12 protein-coding genes and 1 pseudogene are annotated in these 17426 nt (G+C 69.4%); 5 read left to right on the top strand and 8 right to left on the bottom strand.

From position 1 onward, the window contains the following. Both KY49_RS04505 and KY49_RS04500 read left to right on the top strand, forming a co-directional pair. On the top strand, nt 1–3306 hold the full coding sequence (locus KY49_RS04505; protein ID WP_042583524.1) for an efflux RND transporter permease subunit: 3306 nt from the start codon (nt 1–3) through the stop codon (nt 3304–3306). An 82-nt stretch (nt 3307–3388) separates the two neighbouring features. Further along, nucleotides 3389–3772: a VOC family protein gene (locus KY49_RS04500; protein WP_042583523.1), complete on the top strand. Its 384-nt coding sequence runs from the start codon at nt 3389–3391 to the stop codon at nt 3770–3772. Between the two features lie 4 nt (nt 3773–3776). Here KY49_RS04500 and KY49_RS38410 read toward each other — a convergent pair. Then, a pseudogene (locus KY49_RS38410) lies at nt 3777–5242 on the bottom strand (NYN domain-containing protein). A gap of 246 nt (nt 5243–5488) precedes the next feature. Between KY49_RS38410 and KY49_RS04490 the strand changes: the two are divergent. Then, nucleotides 5489–6118 carry an SDR family oxidoreductase gene (locus tag KY49_RS04490; protein ID WP_042583522.1) on the top strand — a complete coding sequence of 210 codons (630 nt, stop codon included), beginning with the start codon at nt 5489–5491 and terminating at the stop codon, nt 6116–6118. A gap of 48 nt (nt 6119–6166) precedes the next feature. Here the strand turns inward: KY49_RS04490 and KY49_RS04485 are convergent, their stop codons facing one another. Further along, the gene (locus KY49_RS04485) at nt 6167–6721 is read right to left on the bottom strand and encodes a peroxiredoxin (protein ID WP_042584555.1); all 555 of its coding nucleotides are present in this window, start codon (nt 6719–6721) and stop codon (nt 6167–6169) included. Between the two features lie 281 nt (nt 6722–7002). Here KY49_RS04485 and cdpA point away from each other — a divergent pair, with 281 nt between their 5' ends. Both cdpA and KY49_RS04475 read left to right on the top strand, forming a co-directional pair. Continuing rightward, nucleotides 7003–8745, top strand: a complete 1743-nt coding sequence (gene cdpA / locus KY49_RS04480; RefSeq protein WP_196216535.1) for a cyclic di-GMP phosphodiesterase CdpA — start codon at nt 7003–7005, stop codon at nt 8743–8745. Nucleotides 8746–8776: 31 nt separating this feature from the next. Then, entirely contained in the window at nt 8777–10261 is a 1485-nt protein-coding gene (locus KY49_RS04475; protein WP_042583520.1) for an HDOD domain-containing protein, read from the top strand. A 96-nt stretch (nt 10262–10357) separates the two neighbouring features. Here the strand turns inward: KY49_RS04475 and KY49_RS04470 are convergent, their stop codons facing one another. The 6 genes from KY49_RS04470 to aruF form a co-directional block, all read right to left on the bottom strand. Continuing rightward, nucleotides 10358–11152: an ABC transporter substrate-binding protein gene (locus KY49_RS04470; RefSeq protein WP_042583519.1), complete on the bottom strand. Its 795-nt coding sequence runs from the start codon at nt 11150–11152 to the stop codon at nt 10358–10360. A 269-nt stretch (nt 11153–11421) separates the two neighbouring features. Next, nucleotides 11422–12492, bottom strand: a complete 1071-nt coding sequence (astE, locus tag KY49_RS04465) for a succinylglutamate desuccinylase (protein ID WP_042583518.1) — start codon at nt 12490–12492, stop codon at nt 11422–11424. 7 nt (nt 12493–12499) lie between these two features. Continuing rightward, on the bottom strand, nt 12500–13840 hold the full coding sequence (gene astB / locus KY49_RS04460; protein ID WP_042583517.1) for an N-succinylarginine dihydrolase: 1341 nt from the start codon (nt 13838–13840) through the stop codon (nt 12500–12502). 14 nt (nt 13841–13854) lie between these two features. Further along, entirely contained in the window at nt 13855–15318 is a 1464-nt protein-coding gene (astD, locus tag KY49_RS04455; RefSeq protein WP_042583516.1) for a succinylglutamate-semialdehyde dehydrogenase, read from the bottom strand. A gap of 7 nt (nt 15319–15325) precedes the next feature. Continuing rightward, nucleotides 15326–16357: an arginine N-succinyltransferase gene (astA, locus tag KY49_RS04450; RefSeq protein ID WP_010091893.1), complete on the bottom strand. Its 1032-nt coding sequence runs from the start codon at nt 16355–16357 to the stop codon at nt 15326–15328. After that, a complete protein-coding gene (gene aruF, locus KY49_RS04445) occupies nt 16354–17409 on the bottom strand; it encodes an arginine/ornithine succinyltransferase subunit alpha (RefSeq protein ID WP_042583515.1) in 1056 nt (351 codons plus the stop codon). The genes astA and aruF overlap by 4 nt, the downstream gene beginning before the upstream one ends. Between the last annotated feature and the right edge of the window lie 17 nt (nt 17410–17426).

The following is a 17426-nucleotide window of genomic DNA, read 5'->3' as shown; positions in this document are numbered from 1 at the left end:
ATGAACCTGTCCCGCCCCTTCATCACCCGCCCCATCGCGACGACGCTGCTCGCGCTCGGGGTCGCGCTCGCGGGCCTGTTCGCGTTCATCAAGCTGCCGGTGTCGCCGCTGCCGCAGGTCGACTTCCCGACGATTCTCGTGCAGGCGTCGCTGCCCGGCGCGAGCCCGGAGACCGTCGCGACCAGCGTGACGAGCCCGCTCGAGCGGCATCTCGGCTCGATCGCCGACGTGTCCGAGATGACGTCGACCAGCACGGTCGGCAACGCGCGGATCATCCTGCAGTTCGGGCTGAACCGCGACATCGACGGCGCGGCGCGCGACGTGCAGGCGGCGATCAACGCGGCGCGCGCCGACCTGCCGGCCGCGCTGAAGAGCAACCCGACCTACCGCAAGGTCAACCCGGCCGACTCGCCGATCATGGTCGTGTCGCTGACGTCGGAAACCTCGTCGCCGGCGAAGCTGTACGACGCGGCGTCGACCGTGCTGCAGCAGTCGCTGTCGCAGATCGACGGGATCGGCCAGGTGTCGGTGAGCGGCTCCGCGAACCCGGCGGTGCGCGTCGAGCTCGAACCGCAGGCGCTGTTCCACTACGGCATCGGCCTCGAGGACGTGCGCGCGGCGCTCGCGTCGGCGAACGCGAACAGCCCGAAGGGCGCGATCGAGTTCGGCCCGCAGCGCTACCAGCTCTACACGAACGACCAGGCCTCGCAGGCGTCGCAATACCGCGACCTCGTCGTCGCGTACCGCAACGGCTCGGCCGTGCGGCTCGCCGACCTGTCCGAGGTCGTCGATTCGGTCGAGGACCTGCGCAACCTCGGCCTCGCGAACGGCAAGCGCGCGGTGCTCGTGATCCTCTACCGCTCGCCCGGCGCGAACATCATCGAGACGATCGACCGCGTGCGCGCGGCGCTGCCGCAGCTCACCGCGTCGCTGCCGGCCGACATCACGGTGACGCCCGTGCTCGACCGCTCGACCACGATCCGCGCGTCGCTGCGCGACACCGAGCACACGCTGCTGATCGCGGTCGGCCTCGTCGTGATGGTCGTGTTCCTGTTCCTGCGCAACTGGCGCGCGACGCTGATCCCGAGCGTCGCGGTGCCGATCTCGATCATCGGCACGTTCGGCGCGATGTACCTGCTCGGCTTCTCGATCGACAACCTGTCGCTGATGGCGCTGATCGTCGCGACCGGCTTCGTCGTCGACGATGCGATCGTCGTGCTCGAGAACATCTCGCGCCACATCGAGAACGGCACGCCGCGGCTGCAGGCCGCGTTCGACGGCGCGCGCGAGGTCGGCTTCACGGTGCTGTCGATGAGCCTGTCGCTCGTCGCGGTGTTCCTGCCGATCCTGCTGATGGGCGGCATCGTCGGGCGGCTGTTCCGCGAATTCGCGCTGACGCTGTCGCTCGCGATCGCGGTGTCGCTCGCGGTGTCGCTCACCGTCACGCCGATGATGTGCGCGCGGCTGCTCCCCGACGCGCACGACAAGCGCGACGAAGGCCGCCTCGCGCGCTTCCTCGAGCGCGGCTTCACGCGCATGCAGCGCGGCTACGAGCGCTCGCTGTCGTGGGCGCTGCGCCATCCGCTGATGATCCTCGCGATCCTGTTCGCGACGATCGGCCTGAACGTCTACCTGTACATCGTCGTGCCGAAGGGTTTCTTCCCGCAGCAGGACACGGGGCTGATGATCGGCGGCATCCAGGCCGACCAGAGCACGTCGTTCCAGGCGATGAAGCTGAAGTTCTCGGAGATGATGCGGATCGTGCAGGCCAACCCGAACGTGAAGAGCGTCGCGGGCTTCACGGGCGGCTCGCAGACCAACTCGGGCTTCATGTTCGTCACGCTGAAGGACCGCACCGAGCGCAAGCTGTCGGCCGACCAGGTGATCCAGGAACTGCGCCGGCCGCTCGCCGACGTCGCGGGCGCGCGCACCTTCCTGCAGGCCGCGCAGGACATCCGCGTGGGCGGCCGGCAGAGCAACGCGCAATACCAGTTCACGCTGCTCGGCGATTCGAGCGCCGAGCTGTACAAGTGGGGGCCGCTCCTGACCGAGGCGCTGCAGAAGCGCCGCGAGCTGATCGACGTGAACTCCGACCAGCAGCAGGGCGGCCTCGAGGCGATGGTGACGATCGACCGCGCGAGCGCCGCGCGGCTCGGCATCAAGCCCGCGCAGATCGACAACACGCTGTACGACGCGTTCGGCCAGCGCCAGGTCTCGACGATCTACAACCCGCTGAACCAGTACCACGTGGTGATGGAAGTCGCGCCGAAGTACTGGCAGAGCCCGCAGATGCTGAACCAGGTGTGGGTCAGCACGTCCGGCGGCAGCGCGAGCGGCGCGCAGACCACCAACTCGGCGGCGGGCACCTACGTCGCGACGAAGGCCGGCACGTCGAGCGCCGGCACCGCCGCGCCGAGCGCCGCCGCGATCGCGGCCGATTCCGCGCGCAACCAGGCGCTCAATTCGATCGCGGCGAGCGGCAAGTCGAGCGCGTCGTCGGGCGCGGCCGTGTCGACGTCGAAGTCGACGATGATCCCGCTGTCGGCGATCGCGACGTTCGGGCCGAGCACGACGCCGCTGTCGGTGAACCACCAGGGCCTGTTCGTCGCGACGACGATCTCGTTCAACCTGCCGCCCGGCGTGTCGCTGTCGCAGGCCACGCAGGTCATCTACGAGACGATGGCCGCGATCGGCATGCCGCCGACGATCCACGGCAGCTTCCAGGGCACCGCGCAGGCGTTCCAGCAATCGCTGAACGACCAGCCGATCCTGATCCTCGCCGCGCTGATGGCCGTCTACATCGTGCTCGGCGTGCTGTACGAGAGCTACATCCACCCGATCACGATCCTGTCGACGCTGCCGTCGGCCGGCGTCGGCGCGCTGCTCGGCCTGCTGCTGTTCCGGACCGAGTTCAGCATCATCGCGCTGATCGGCGTGATCCTGCTGATCGGCATCGTGAAGAAGAACGCGATCATGATGGTCGACTTCGCGATCGACGCGACGCGCAACGGCGGGATGTCGTCGTTCGACGCGATCCACGAGGCATGCCTGCTGCGCTTCCGGCCGATCATGATGACGACGATGGCCGCGCTGCTCGGCGCGGTGCCGCTCGCGTTCGGCAGCGGCGACGGCGCCGAGCTGCGCGCGCCGCTCGGGATCGCGATCGCCGGCGGCCTGATCATGTCGCAGATGCTGACGCTCTATACGACGCCGGTCGTCTACCTGTACATGGACCGGCTGCGGGTGTGGGCCGAGAAGCGCCGCGGCCGGGGTTCGTCGGGCGGCGCGACGGTCGCGGGCAATTGACGGCGCCCGGCCTTGCACGCGGGCGAGCATCGACTATCGTGTGGGCATGCGCGCTTGCGCGCGCGTGTCATGGGGACACACCATGAACGTCCAGTTGAACCATACGATCGTCTGGTGCCGCGACAAGCTCGCGTCGACCCGGTTCCTGACGGAACTGCTGGAGCTGCCGCCGCCGGTCCCGTTCGGGCCGATGCTGGTCGTCCAGCTCGACAACGGCGTGTCGCTCGATTTCTACGAGCAGGACGGCGCGATCAGGAGTCAGCACTACGCGTTCCTGATCGACGAAGCCGCTTTCGACCGCGTGTTCGCGCGCATTCGCGACCGCGGGCTGCCGCACTGGGCCGATCCGTCGAAACAGCGCGCCGGTGAAATCTACCGGCACAACGGCGGCCGGGGCGTGTATTTCGACGATCCCGACGGCCATTTCCTCGAAGTGATGACCCAGCCTTACTCGCTGGGCGGCTAGGCGCTTACTCGGCGGCCGGCGTGGTCTTGCGCGGACGGCGCGCGCGCGCGGCGCCGTCTTGCGGGCCGGCTTTTTCGGCTTGGCGTCGGCGACCGCTTCGGCCGGCGCGGCCGCTTCGGGTTGCGGCTCCACGACGGCGACGTCAGCCGCCTTCGTGCCTGCCGACGTCGCGTCGGCATGCACGCTGTCGACGAAGTTCATCTCGACCTGCGGCGCATCCGCGTGGGTCCGCTCCGCATGCTTCCCGTCGCCGTGCTTCACGTCGGCATGCTTCGCCTCTCCGTGTTGCTCGTCGCCGTGCCGCGCGTCGGCTTGCTTCGCGTCAGCCTTCTTCGCGTCGCCCTTCTTCGTCCCGGCCTTCTTTGCCGCGCTCTTGCGCGCACGCTTGCGGCCGTCCTTCTTCACATCGTGCGCCTCGCCCGGACCTGCCGGGCCGGCCGCGTCCGCGTGCTCCGCCGCTTCCGGCGCGGCGGCGTGCGCCACGTCGCGCTCGACCGCTTCGGCCACGACCGGCGCCGCCGCTTCCTGCGCGTGCGCCGCGCCGTGCCGCCCGTGGCGGCGCTCGCGTTCGGCGCGCGCCGGTTCAGCCGCCCGTGCATCGTCCTGCGCCGCCGGCGCATCGACGGGCGCCGCCGGCTCCGCCGCCGCGGCCTGGCGCGCGCGCGACACGAACGCGCCCGACTTGTCGTCGCGGCCGACTTCGAGCAGGCCGCGCGCCTGCGCTTCGTCGAGCAGGTTGCCGAACGCGCGGAAGCCGTAATACGACTCGTTGAAGTCCGGCTTGCGGCGCTTGATCGCGCTCTTGAGCACCGACGCCCAGATCTTGCCGACGTCGTCGCGCTCCGACGCGAGCGCGTCGAAGGTCTCGACCGCGAGCGCGATCGCCTCGGTCCGGCGCGCTTCGAGCTCCGGCTTGCGGGACGGCTCGTCGGGCCGCTTCGCGCCGCCGTTGCCGGCGCGCTGCTGTTCGCGCTTCGCGAGCGCGCGCTGCTGCTCGCGCACGAGATCGTCGTAGAAGATGAATTCGTCGCAGTTCGCGACCAGCAGGTCCGACGTCGACTGCTTCACGCCGACCCCGATCACCTTCTTCGCGTTCTCGCGCAGCTTCGACACGAGCGGCGAGAAATCCGAGTCGCCGCTGATGATCACGAAGGTGTCGACGTGCGACTTCGTGTAGCAGAGGTCGAGCGCGTCGACGACGAGCCGGATGTCGGCCGAGTTCTTGCCCGACTGGCGCACGTGCGGAATCTCGATCAGCTCGAAGCTCGCCTCGTGCATGGACGCCTTGAAGCCCTTGTAGCGATCCCAGTCGCAATAGGCCTTCTTGACGACGATGCTGCCCTTCAGCAGCAGCCGTTCGAGCACCGGCTTGATGTCGAACTTCTCGTACTTCGCGTCGCGCACGCCGAGCGCGACGTTCTCGAAGTCGCAGAACACCGCCATGCTGACGTTATCCAGGGGTAATGCCATGTGTACTCCAACCGGTTGGCCGACGCGTCGTCGCGTTGCGGCAAAAAATGCATGGCGCACATGATAGCCGGTTCGCGAGTCGCTTCCGCAGAAGCCGGCATGCCCCCGCCGGTACGCCCTCGCCGGTATGCCCTCGCCGGTACGCCCCCATTTCCCCGCCCGCTGCCGGGCCAATTCGACATACACTTGAGTATCGGTCGTCCGTCCCCATCTGGACCGGCGACGCATCGAGCAAGGAGCGGTTTCATGACGACGAAGGTACTGCTGATTGGCGCGACCGGCCGCACCGGCCAGGCCTGCGCGGATCTGCTGCTCAAGCAGCCGGAATTCGAGGTCACGGCGCTCGTGCGCCGGCACGGCTACACGCTGCCGGGCGCGAAGGTGATCGAGGCCGACCTGGCGGGCGACTTCTCGCACGCGTTCCAGGGCGTCACGCACGCGATCTACGCGGCCGGGTCGGCCGAGTCGGACGGCGCGGCCGAGGAGGAGCAGGTCGATCGCGACGCGGTCGCCCGCGCGGCCGACTATGCGCTGGCCTGCAACGTGCAGAAGCTGGTCGTGATCAGTTCGCTGACGGCCTACTGGCCCGAGCGCAGCCCCGACGCGCTGCGCCACTATTCGCAGATGAAACGCGAAGGCGACGACCACGTGATCGCGTCGGGGGTCGACTACGTGATCCTGCGCCCCGGCCCGCTCGCGGACGAGCCCGGCGTCGGCAAGATCGCACTGACCGAGGAGCGCCTCGACCCGGCGCCGCCCGTGTCGCGCCAGGACGTCGCCTGGGCCGCGATCGAGGCGATCAAGCTCGGCATCTCGCGCAAGACCATCGGCTTCGTCGGCGGCGGCGTGCCGATCGAGCAGGCGCTGCGCGCGTGACGCCCGTCGGCACGGCCCTGGCGGCCCCGGCGGCCGCCATCGCCGTCGTTACTGCTTCTTCGGGTGCGCGTCCGCCCACGCCTTGACGGCGCCGAGCGTATTCTCGACGTGCTTGTCCGGCGACAGGCTCGTGTACTCGTACAGGATCTTCCCTTCCGGCGAAATCACGTAGGACACGCGGTTCGCGCGATCGAGCGCGGGCAGCTTCGCATCGTACGCGCGGATGATCCGCGCGTCGGGGTCGGCGGCGACCGGGAACTTGCTGCGGCATTCGCTGACCGAGAACTTCGTCAGCGTGTCGATCTTGTCGGCGGATACGCCGATCACGGTCGCGCCGTACGCGGCGTAGCGGTCGACCGCATCCGCGAACGCATGCGCCTCGATCGTGCAACCCTTCGTGAACGCGGCCGGGTAGAAGTACAGCACGACCGGCCCCTTCTTCAGCGCGTCGGCGAGCGCGTACGTGTAAGTCTTGCCGCCCAGCGACGCCTGCGCCGTGAAATCCGGCGCGGCATCGCCCGGCTTCAATTCCGCCTGCGCGTTCAGCGCATGACCCGCCACCAGCGCCGCCGCGGCGCACATCACCGTCAGTTTTCGCTTCATCTGCGTCCTCATTTCTTATAAAGTCAGCCTCGATACGTGTTCGCAAATGTTCGCCCGATGAACATCTGCACTTGATCCGGTCGCGCGGAACCGCTTCCATGCGGGCCGCGCATGAATTAAAGATTCCGCGTGATTTGCCGTTATTTGTTGCGGACAACCGGTTCCAGCCCTTCACGTCAGCGAGAAACATGGAAGCCAACAGGAAACAGACGCCACGCAAGGGCTCCTGGCGCAGCGCCCTGCATACGCTGCGCCGCTTCGCCTGGTCGGGCGGCGCGCTGATGCCCGCGCGCGCCGGCGCGCCGCGTCGCGACGACACCGTGCGCAACTGGCTGGAGCAGACGGTCGGCCCGGTGGATTTCCTCGCCCATGTCGATCGTGAGCTGCGCTTTCTGTACGTCTCCGATGCGAGCCTGCGCTTCATCGGCTATCACCGCGACTACCTGCACACGTTGACGCTGCGCGACCTGATCGCCGAACAGGATACCGCGGCGCTCGAAGACCTGCTCGCGCGCGCCGCGCGTTCCGGCCAGGTCGAGAAGGCGACGATGTGCATCGTCAAGTCGCTGACCTATCCGCTCGACGTCGAGGTGCGCGCGGTGAAGAGCCGCCACCACGGCGTCGACGGCTTCGCGGTCGCCGCGTTCGACGTGTCGTCGTGGCGCGCGCTCGAGGCGCGCCTCACCTACGAGATGCATCACGACCCGATGACGGGGCTCGACAACCTGTCGGCGCTGGTGCCCGCGCTGATGCGCGCGCAGCAGCTCGCCGAAGAGTCCGGCACCTGCGCGGCGCTCGTGCTGCTCGACCTCGACGACTACCAGCGGATCAACCGCGCGCTCGGCTACGACGCCGGCGACGCGCTGCTGCGCGAAACCGCGCAGCGGCTGCAGGCGCTCGTGACGCCGGACGAGCAGCTCGCGCGGGTCGCGAGCGACAAGTTCGCGGTGGTGTTCACCGCCGCCGACCGCGCGCGGGCAAGCGACATCGCGGGCGCGCTCGGCCGCCGGCTGCAGGCCGCGGTGCGGCAGCCTTACGTGTACAACGGGCAGCCCGTGCACCTGTCCGCGAGCATCGGCATCGCGCTCTATCCGGACGAGCGCGCGGCGACGCATCGCGCGCAGCACCACAGCCCGCTGTTGCGCCGCGCGGACCATGCGCTCGAGCAGGCCAAGGCGTCGGGCGGCAACGCGCTCGCGTTCCACACGCCGCTCGACGATCGCTCCGACGCCGAGCGCCTGAAGCTCGAGGCCGACCTCTACGACGGCGTGCGCAACGGCGAATTCTCGCTGCACTTCCAGCCGATCACGCGCAGCCAGTCGGGCGCGGTGGTCGGCGTCGAGGCGCTGATCCGCTGGCGCCATCCGGTGCACGGGCTCGTGCCGCCGGCGACCTTCATTCCGCTCGCGGAATCGATCGGCCTCATCAACTACCTCGGCAACTGGGTGCTGAAGGCCGCGTGCATGCAGCTCGTCGCGTGGGACCGCCAGGAGCTCCCGCTGCAGTACGTCGCCGTCAACGTATCGCCGCAGCAGTTCCGTGATCCGCGCTTCACGCAGAGCGTGCGCGACGCGATCTCGCTGACCGGCATCGATCCGCGCCGGATCGTGCTCGAGATCACCGAGAGCCTGCTGATGCACGATCCGGTGCGCGCGAAAGGGCTGCTCGAGGAGCTGACCGAACTCGGCATCCGCTTCGCGATCGACGATTTCGGCACCGGCTATTCGAGCCTCGCCTACCTGCAGCGCTTCCCGCTCGCGAAGCTGAAGATCGACCGCAGCTTCGTCGAGAACCTGTTGACGTCGCGCAACGATCGCGCGATCGTGTCGGCCGTCGTCGGCCTCGCACAGACGCTCGATCTCGAACTCGTCGCCGAAGGCGTCGAGACCGAGGCGCAGCGCGAATTGCTGACCGAGATGGGCTGCAACCATATCCAGGGCTGGCTCGTCTGCCAGGCGCTGCCGTCCGAGGAACTGGCGCAGCGCTTCGAGGCGCAGCAGCTCCGCCTGCACGAGGCGGCCTGACGCGCCGCCCACGCGAACCGAACAGATCCGTATGTCAATCACCGAACACCTGCCCCGGACAACGCTGCTCGACAAGCTGTGGGACCGGATGAACGAACGCGGCGACTTCCCGCTGCTGTCGGAATCGCTGCGCGCGACGATGGCCGCGATGAAGAACGACGATCTCGACTTCACCGCGCTCGTGCGCGTCGTGCTGTCCGACTTCGCCCTGACGCAGAAAGTGCTGCGGCTCGCCAACTCCGCGATGTACATGGCGTTCGGCGGCAACATCACGACCGTGACCCGCGCGCTGATGGTGCTCGGCATGGACGCGGTCGGCCACCTCGTCGTCGGCCTGAAGCTCGTCGATCACTTCCACCAGAGCACGTCGCGCCGCATCGACGCGAAGCTCGAGCTGAACCGCGCGCTGCTGTCGGGCTGCGTCGCCCGCAAGCTGACCGAGCATGTGGACCTGCGCGCCGGCGAGGAAGCGGTCGTCTGCACGCTGATGCGCCAGGTCGGCAAGCTGCTGGTCGTCTGCTACCTCGACAGCGAATGGGACCGGATCCGCCGGCGCGCCGCCGAGCTGCACGGCGACGAGGCCGCGGCCTGCATCGACGTGCTCGGCGTCGGCTTCGACGAGATCGGCCTCGAGGCGGCGGCCCGCTGGCGGCTGCCCGACGTGATCCGCGCGAGCATGACCGACGACGACGGCCACGACCTCGTGGAAGTCGACGGCGAAGCGCGCGACACGGCCGACGACGACAGCCCGGCCAGCGAAATCGCGTGGCTGCGCGCGGTGAGCCGCTGCTCGACCGACGTCGCGGGTGCGCTGGCGATGCCGGCGAGCCCGCAGCGCGACGCGCGCATCGCGTCGCTCGCGCAGCACTACGGCGCGGTGCTCGAAACGGGCCCGGACGCGCTCGTCGAGATCGCCGACCGGCTGGTGCGCGAAGAGGCGAGCGATACCGTGATGCGCGAGATCGTCGAGCTGCGCGCGAACGCGGACGCGATTGCGCGTGCGCAGGGCGAGCCCGAGGCCTGCCTCGAGGCGGGCCTCTCGGACTTGCGCGCGCTGCCGTCCGAGCACGTGCTGACGCCGGTGCTCGCGCTCGCGTCGGAAAGCCTGCTCGCGGGGCTCGCGTTCACCCGCACGGTGATGTTCGTGCGGCACGACGACGGCATGTTCGCCGCGCGCCTCGGCTTCGGCGCCGGCGTCGACGCGGCGCTCGACAAGCTGCGCTTCGACGAGCGCTTCGAGCCCGACGTGTTCCACCTCGCGATCACCAATTCCGTCGGCATCTTCATCGAGCAGGCGCGCGAGCCGAAGATGATGAAGCGCCTGCCGGCGTGGTATCTGGATGCGTTCGACGACGCGCACGCGTTCGTGCTGCTGCCGGTGCGCGTCGGCGCGGGTGCGGTCGCGCTGCTGTATGGCGACTGGGCGGGCGCGCAGCCGGCGCGGAAGATCACGCAGCAGGAAATGGCGGTGCTCAACGAGATGGCGCGGGAACTGGCGCGGTTCTTCAAGCACTGAGCGGCCCGGCGGGCCGGCACCGAAAACCCCTCCCCCAAAAGCAAACCGGCCGCATCAGCGGCCGGTTTGCATTGTACGGCGGATCGGACCGCGCGCTTACTTCAGCGTCACCGGCACGCTGAAGTACTTCTTCGCGAGGTTGTCGATCGTGCCGTCCGCCTTCAGGTCCTTGAGCGCCTGGTCGAGCGCGGTCTTCAGCGCCGCGTCGTTCTTGCGCAGGCCGAAGCCGACGCCCGTGCCGAGGATCTCGGCGTCGCTGACCGTGCCGCCCGCGAACGCGAAGCCCGCGCCCTGCGGCTTCGACAGGAAGCCCTTCGCGCCCGCTTCGGAATCCTGGAACGTCGCGTCGAGGCGGCCCGACTTCAGGTCCGCATACGCGAGATCCTGCGTCTGGTACGGCACGACGTCGACGCCGGCCGGCGCCCACTTCTTCTTCGCGTACGATTCCTGGATCGTGCCCTGCAGCACGCCGACGCGCTTGCCTTTCAGCGACTGCGGAGTCGGCTGCAGGCCGCTGCCCGCCTTCGCGATCAGCTGGTTCGGGATCGTGTAGATCGGATCGGTGAACGCGATCGCGTGCTTGCGCTGGTCGGTGATCGTCATGTCCGAGTTGATCGCGTCGAACTTGCGCGCCTGCAGCGCCGGGATCAGGCCGTCGAAGTCGTTCTCGACCCACACGCACTTTGCCTTCAGCTTCGCGCACACCGCGTTGCCGATATCGATGTCGAAGCCGGTCAGCTTGCCGTCGGGCGTCTTGTATTCGAACGGCGCATACGATGCCTCGACGCCGAAGCGGATCTCCTTCAGATCCGCCGCAAACGCGCTGCCTGCCGCCACGGCCACCGCCGTCACCACCGCGTGCGCGGCCACTTTTCGCCAATCCAACTTCATCAGGGAATCTCCTCGATACGAACGGATAGTTCTGGAACAACGTGCGCATGCATCATTGCAGGGCCTCAACGCCCGGACAATCGCGATGCGTCGCCGTGATGCGGCGCAACAGCCGCAAGGCCGCGATTGTACCAATCCCCGCGCGCCGTCACGGCAAAGCGGCCGGTCGCGCGGCCTGCTGCACTGCGTGCACGCCGCCACGCGGCGCGCATGCGGAACTTGCAAGACGATGTCGCAAATGCGCAAGGCAGCCGTCGCTGCCCCGCGCGTCAGACGAGCGCGGCGAGCGTCTCGCGCGTGGTGTCGACGACGAGCAGGCCCGCGCGCAGGCCCGGCTTCACCGACGGGTTCGGAAACACGATCCGCTCCTCGTCGTGCCGCACCGTGTAGCGGTACGCGCCGTCCTGCGCGAGCACCGTGCCGCGCGGAAACGGCGTGAAGTTCGCGACGTCGGCTGCGACGAACAGCTCGAGCGCGTCGCTCTGCTTCGTGATCTGGTCGATCACCGTGAACACGCGCGGCAACGATGCGCGTTCGTCGCCCCGCGGATGGCCGCCCCACGGATGGCCGCCCCACGCGCCCGACACGAGCCGGCGCACCGCCAGGTCGGCGGCCGCGAAGCGCGTCAGGTCGTTCTGGCCGAACGGCCGCACCTTGCCGAGCTCCAGCGTGCACGCGAGCGCGCCGCAATGCTCGGCCGTGAAATGCGAATACGTATGGCCCTTCGCGGTATGCAGCAGCACCGCCGCGATGCGCGCATCGCCGAGCCATTCGATCATCGCGCGCGACGGCGGCGTGCCCGTATGCGGCAGCAGCGCGAACTGCTCGAACACCGACGCGCGGATCGCCGTGTGCATGTCGACGTGCCAGCGTGCGCCGGGGGTGTCCGGCGCAGCGGCGAAGAACGCCGCGGCGGCCGCCTCGAGCTGCGCGGCGCGCGGCGCCTCGCGGCTGTCCGGCACCTGCGCGTGGCGCCCGCTGAACAGGCGGTTCAGGTCGTCGTCGAGATAGCGCCCGCCCGCGCGCATCGCCGGCGAATTGCCGAACACGACGAGCAGCCGGCACGCGAGCGGCAGCGTGCCGGCCGCGACGTCGCGCACCAGCATCGACAGCAGCTCGATCGGCGCGGTCTCGTCGCCGTGCACGCCGGCCGATACCAGCACGCTACGGCTCGATGCCACGTCTGCCACGCCCGCCGCACCCGGCTCGAGCGCGAGCAGCCCCTCGCCCTGCCACTGCCAGCGCACCGCGCCGCCGGCGCAGACGCCGTCACGCGCGGCCGGCGCGTCGCCGGCCAGCGTGAACGCGAGGAAGTCGTCGAGCCAGGCCGCGTCGCGCATGCCGGCCTCAGCGCTGGAAGTCATACAGCGACCCGACGCGCAGGATCTGCGTCAGTTCGTCGAGCGCGGTGCGCGACTCGTCGAGCAGCGCCGGGTCGGCCAGGTCGTCCGGCGCGAGGCGGTCGCGGTAGTGCTTCTCGATCCACGCATCGAGCGACGCGAACAGCGTGTCGTTGATCCACACGTTCGACGTGACGGCCGCGCGCTCCGCGTCGTTCAGCACGACGCGCAGCCGCAGGCACGCCGGGCCGCCGCCGTTCTTCATGCTCTCGCGCAGGTCGAACACCAGCACGTCGCGAATCGGGCCGTGGCCGGCCGCGAGGCTGTCCAGGTAGGCGGCGACGTTCGCGTTCTCGCGGCATTCCTGCGGCACGACGAGCACCTGCGAGCCGTCGGCGCGCGACAGCAGCTGGCTGTTGAACAGGTACGACGTCACCGCATCGGACACGCTCACCGCCGCATCCGGCACCTCGATCACGTTCAGGTGCGCGCCGCGCGCGTCGAGCGCCGCCGTCAGCGTGTCGTAGACCGCCTGCTTGTTGACGAACGCGCGCTCGTGCGTGAACAGCGTGTCGCGGTTGCCGACCGAGATCACGTCGTTGTGGAACACGCCCGCGTCGATCACGTCCGGGTCCTGCTGCGCATAGACCGTCGCGTCCTCGCGCAGCCCGTGACGATGCGCGACCGCGCGGCTCGCCTCGAAGGTCTGGCGCGCCGGGAAGCGCTTCGGCTCCGGCCCGCGGCGGTATTCCGAGCGGCCGTACACGAAGAACTCGACGCCCGGCTGGCCGTACTGCGCGCAAAAGCGCGTGTGGTTCGCCGCGCCTTCGTCGCCGAGCGCCGGCGTGCCGGTCAGCGCTTCATGCACGACGAAGCGCGTCGGATCGGCGAACAGCGTCGACAGCGTGCGGCGCGTCGACTCGTGCTCGATCGCGCGGTGCAGCTTGCTGCACAGGTTCGCCGGCGTGAAGTGCACGCGGCCGTCGCCGGTATCGGCCGACGGGCTCACCGTCGCCGCGTTCGCGGTCCACATCGCCGACGCGGAGCTCGCCGCGGCGAGCAGCTCGGGCGCCTGCTTCGCGGCCTTCGCGATCACGTCCGCGTCCTTGCCGGAGAAGCCGAGCTCGCGCAGCAGGCGCAGCGACGGGCGCTCCTGCGGCGGCAGCACGCCCTGCGCGAAGCCGAGGTCGGCGAGCTGCTTCATCTTGCGCAGGCCCTGCTTCGCGGCGGCCTTCGGGTTCGCGGCCGATTTCTCGTTGTTCAGCGACGCCACGTTGCCGAACGACAGCCCGGCGTAGTTGTGGGTCGGGCCGACGAGTCCGTCGAAATTGGCTTCTTGTGCGTTCATCGTCGTTCCCTCGATCAGAAATGCAGGCCCGGCGACAGGCTCGCGGGCAGGGTCAGTTGGGCGCTCTCCACCGACGCCATCGGATACGCGCAGTAGTCGGCCGCGTAGTACGCGCTCGGGCGGTGGTTGCCGGAGCGGCCCGCGCCGCCGAACGGCGCGGCGGACGACGCGCCGTTGGTCGGCCGGTTCCAGTTGACGATCCCCGCGCGGATCATGCGGCGGAAGTGCTCCCACGCGCGCGCGTCGTCGGCGATGAGGCCCGCGGACAGGCCGAACGCGGTGTCGTTCGCGCGCTCGATCGCTTCGTCGAACGTCGCGTAGCGGATGATCTGCGCGAGCGGGCCGAAGTGCTCCTCGTCGGGCAGGTCGGCTACGCCGGTCACGTCGAGGATCGACGCGTTCACGAAGCCGAGGCGCGGGTCGCGCTGTTCCATCGCGATGATCGGCTTCGCGCCTTGCGCGAGGAGACGCGACTGGGCATCGACGAGCTTCGCGGCCGCGCGCGCCGAGATCACCGCGCCCATGAACGGCTGCGGATCGGCGTCGAACACGTCCGCCGTGATCTTCGACGTGACGTCGACGAAGCGCGCGAGGAAGCGGTCGCCCGCCGCGCCCTGCGGCACGAAGATGCGGCGCGCGCACGTGCAGCGCTGGCCCGCGGACAGGAACGCCGACTGGATCGTATGATGCACGGCCGCGTCGACGTCCTCGATCTCGCCGATCACGAGCGGGTTGTTGCCGCCCATCTCGAGCGCGAGCACGATCTCCGGACGGCCGCCGAACTGCTTGTGCAGCAGCGTGCCCGTGTCCGAGCTGCCGGTGAAGAACAGCCCGTCGATCTGGCGATGGTTCGCGAGCGCGATGCCGGTGTCCTTCTCGCCCTGCACGAGGTTCAACACGCCGTCGGGCAGGCCCGCGTCCTTCCATGCTTCGACGGTCGCGCGCGCGACGCCCGGCGCGAGCTCGGACGGCTTGAACACGACCGTGTTGCCCGCGATCAGCGCCGGCACGATATGCCCGTTCGGCAAGTGGCCCGGGAAGTTGTACGGCCCGAACACCGCGACGACGCCGTGCGGACGGTGGCGCAGCACCGCGACGCCGTCGGCCATGTCCTGGCGCTTCTCGCCGGTGCGTTCCTGGTAGGCCTGGATCGAGATGCCGACCTTCGCGGCCATCGCCGCGACCTCGGTGCGCGCTTCCCACAGCGGCTTGCCGGTCTCGCGGCCGATCGCCGCGGCGAGCGCTTCCTTGCGCTCGTTGAGCAGCGCCGCGAAGCGCTTCGCGATCTCGCAGCGCGCTTCGAAGTCGAGCGCCGACCAGCCGGCGAATGCGCGGCGCGCGCTCGCGACCGCGCGGTCGACGTCGGCGGCCGACGCGCTCGCGCCCTGCCATGCGATCTCGTCGGTGCCCGGGTTGCGCGAAGCGAAGACGTGGCCCGAGCCCGCGACCCAGGCGCCGTCGATGAAGAGTTCCGTCATGATTCGTTTATCCCTGTTTGACTTTGAGCGGCAGCACGCGGACCGGATCGCCCGCCTTCACGTCGAGCGCGGCGGCATCGTCGGCCGACAGCACGAACGCGCCGTTCGCGACCACGCCCGGCGCGACGCCGACGCGGAAGTCGCCGAGCGACGTGTTCGACACGAGCGACTTCGGCGCGTCAGCGCGCGTGTCGGCTACGCCGATCGCGACCGGCACGACGACGCTCTCGCGCACCGTGCGCAGGTCGTTGATGTGGCATTCGAGCACCGGGCCTGCGTCGAAGATGTCGACGTGGTTCTGATAGCGCAGCCCTTCCGCCTCGAGCATCTTGCGCGCCGGCAGCGTGTCGCGATGCGTGAGGCCGACCGCGTCCTGCGCGTCCTGCGGCAGCAGGTCGACGTACACCGGATAGCGCGGCATCAGTTCCGCGAGGAACGACTTGCGGCCGTGCGAGCTCAGGTAGTCCGCGGCGTTGAAGTCGATCTGGTAGAAGTGCGAACCGACCGCGCGCCAGAACGGCGACGTGCCGTCGTCGTCGAAGTGGCCGCGCAGCTCCGCGCAGATGCGTTCCGGAAACAGCTCGCGGAACTGCGCGATGAACATGAAGCGCGAGCGCGACAGCAGGCCGCCGACGCCGCCCGTGCGGTAGCGCGGGCTGAGGAACAGCGAGCACACTTCCGCGTAGCCGGTCAGGTCGTGCGAGATGTTCAGCGCATGCATCCGCGTCCACACGCCGAGCTCCTGGCTCGCATGCACGACCGTGCTCACGCGGTAGTTGTAGAACGGCTGCTCGAGGCCGACCTGCGATTCGATACCGCACACGCCCGCGATGTCGCCCGTCGCCGAGTCTTCCATCACGAAGAAGTAGCCGGCTTCCGACGGCGCGGCCCGCCCTTCGAGCGTGCGGCGGGTGCGTTCGATGCGCGCGGCGAGCGCGTCGCGGTCGGGCTTGAACGTGGTCAGGCCCGGACCGGTTTCCTTCGCGAGCGACACGAGCGCGTCCACGTCGCCCGTTTGTACGACCCGAACGACGATCATGCTGCGTCTCCCTTCGATTCTTCATCGTCGCGCTGGTGCAGCGGCACGCAGCGCACGACATCGCCATCCTTCACGTTCAGCGCCGCGCGCACGTCGCCGGCGAGCGGCGCGCCCTTGCCGGCATCGGCCGGCAGGTCCGCGAGCACGCAGCGGAACGATTCGCCGCTGCCGCTCGACACGAGGTACGCGGCGTCGCCCTGCTGGTGCGCGGCCTCGCGCACCGTGCGTTCGGCCGCATGCTTCACGCATGCGGTGCGGTCCATCTGCTGGGTCAGCACCGGGCCCGCGTCGAAGATGTCGACGAAGCGGTCCGGCTCGAAGCCTTCCTCGAGATGGATGTCGTACGCGAGCAGCGCGCTCGCGTTCGGCTCGCCCAGCACGCGCTGCGCGGCTTCCGGCAGCAGCGGCACGTACAGCGGGTAGCCGGGCATCACTTCGGCGATGAACGTGCGGCTGCGGCCGCCCGACGCGATGTCGACGTCCTCGAAATCGCGGCCGAAGAACTTGCGGCCCACCGCTTCCCAGAACGGCGATGCGCCGTGCTCGTCGCTCACGCCGAGCAGCAGCGTGAATACTTCGGGCGTGAAGCGGCGGCGGTTCGCGGCGATGTACATCATCCGCGCGCGCGAGATCAGGTGCGCGGCCGCGTCGCCGCGCAGCGACGGATCGACGTAGAAGCCCGCGAGCCGGCTCTTGCCGGTCAGCTCGTGCGACATCGTCAGCGCGTGGATCTTGCGGTTCACGTGCAGCTCGCGCGACGCGTGGATCAGCGCGTCGTTGCGGAACGCGTAGAACGGCTCGGAGTAGCCGGCCGCCGCCACGATGCTGGCGGTGCCGAGCAGCTTGCCGGTCTCGGTGTCTTCCAGCACGAAGAGATAGAACTCCTCGCCGGGGAAGTCGACGTCCGCGCGAAACGAATCCTCCGAGAGCGCGACGCGCGCCTCGAGCGCCGCGCGGTCGTGCGGCAGCGAGTGCAGGACCGGCTGCGCGGTGCGCGCCATCTGCGCGAGCGCATCGAGATCCGTGAGTTTGCCGGGGCGAACAAATAGCATCGTCGTTCCTGTCTGCG

The organism is Burkholderia sp. MSHR3999 (genome assembly GCF_000833595.1).
Lineage (GTDB): Bacteria > Pseudomonadota > Gammaproteobacteria > Burkholderiales > Burkholderiaceae > Burkholderia > Burkholderia ubonensis.
Note: the sequence above shows the minus strand (reverse complement) of the source record. Positions and strands in the feature narration are given on the sequence as shown.

Coding starts and splice junctions, on each gene's coding strand:
- KY49_RS04505 (WP_042583524.1), top strand. CDS start 1: ATGAACCTGTCCCGCCCCTTCATCACCCGCCCCATCGCGACGACGCTG.
- KY49_RS04500 (WP_042583523.1), top strand. CDS start 3,389: ATGAACGTCCAGTTGAACCATACGATCGTCTGGTGCCGCGACAAGCTC.
- KY49_RS04490 (WP_042583522.1), top strand. CDS start 5,489: ATGACGACGAAGGTACTGCTGATTGGCGCGACCGGCCGCACCGGCCAG.
- KY49_RS04485 (WP_042584555.1), bottom strand. CDS start 6,721: ATGAAGCGAAAACTGACGGTGATGTGCGCCGCGGCGGCGCTGGTGGCG.
- cdpA (WP_196216535.1), top strand. CDS start 7,003: ATGCCCGCGCGCGCCGGCGCGCCGCGTCGCGACGACACCGTGCGCAAC.
- KY49_RS04475 (WP_042583520.1), top strand. CDS start 8,777: ATGTCAATCACCGAACACCTGCCCCGGACAACGCTGCTCGACAAGCTG.
- KY49_RS04470 (WP_042583519.1), bottom strand. CDS start 11,152: ATGAAGTTGGATTGGCGAAAAGTGGCCGCGCACGCGGTGGTGACGGCG.
- astE (WP_042583518.1), bottom strand. CDS start 12,492: ATGCGCGACGCGGCCTGGCTCGACGACTTCCTCGCGTTCACGCTGGCC.
- astB (WP_042583517.1), bottom strand. CDS start 13,840: ATGAACGCACAAGAAGCCAATTTCGACGGACTCGTCGGCCCGACCCAC.
- astD (WP_042583516.1), bottom strand. CDS start 15,318: ATGACGGAACTCTTCATCGACGGCGCCTGGGTCGCGGGCTCGGGCCAC.
- astA (WP_010091893.1), bottom strand. CDS start 16,357: ATGATCGTCGTTCGGGTCGTACAAACGGGCGACGTGGACGCGCTCGTG.
- aruF (WP_042583515.1), bottom strand. CDS start 17,409: ATGCTATTTGTTCGCCCCGGCAAACTCACGGATCTCGATGCGCTCGCG.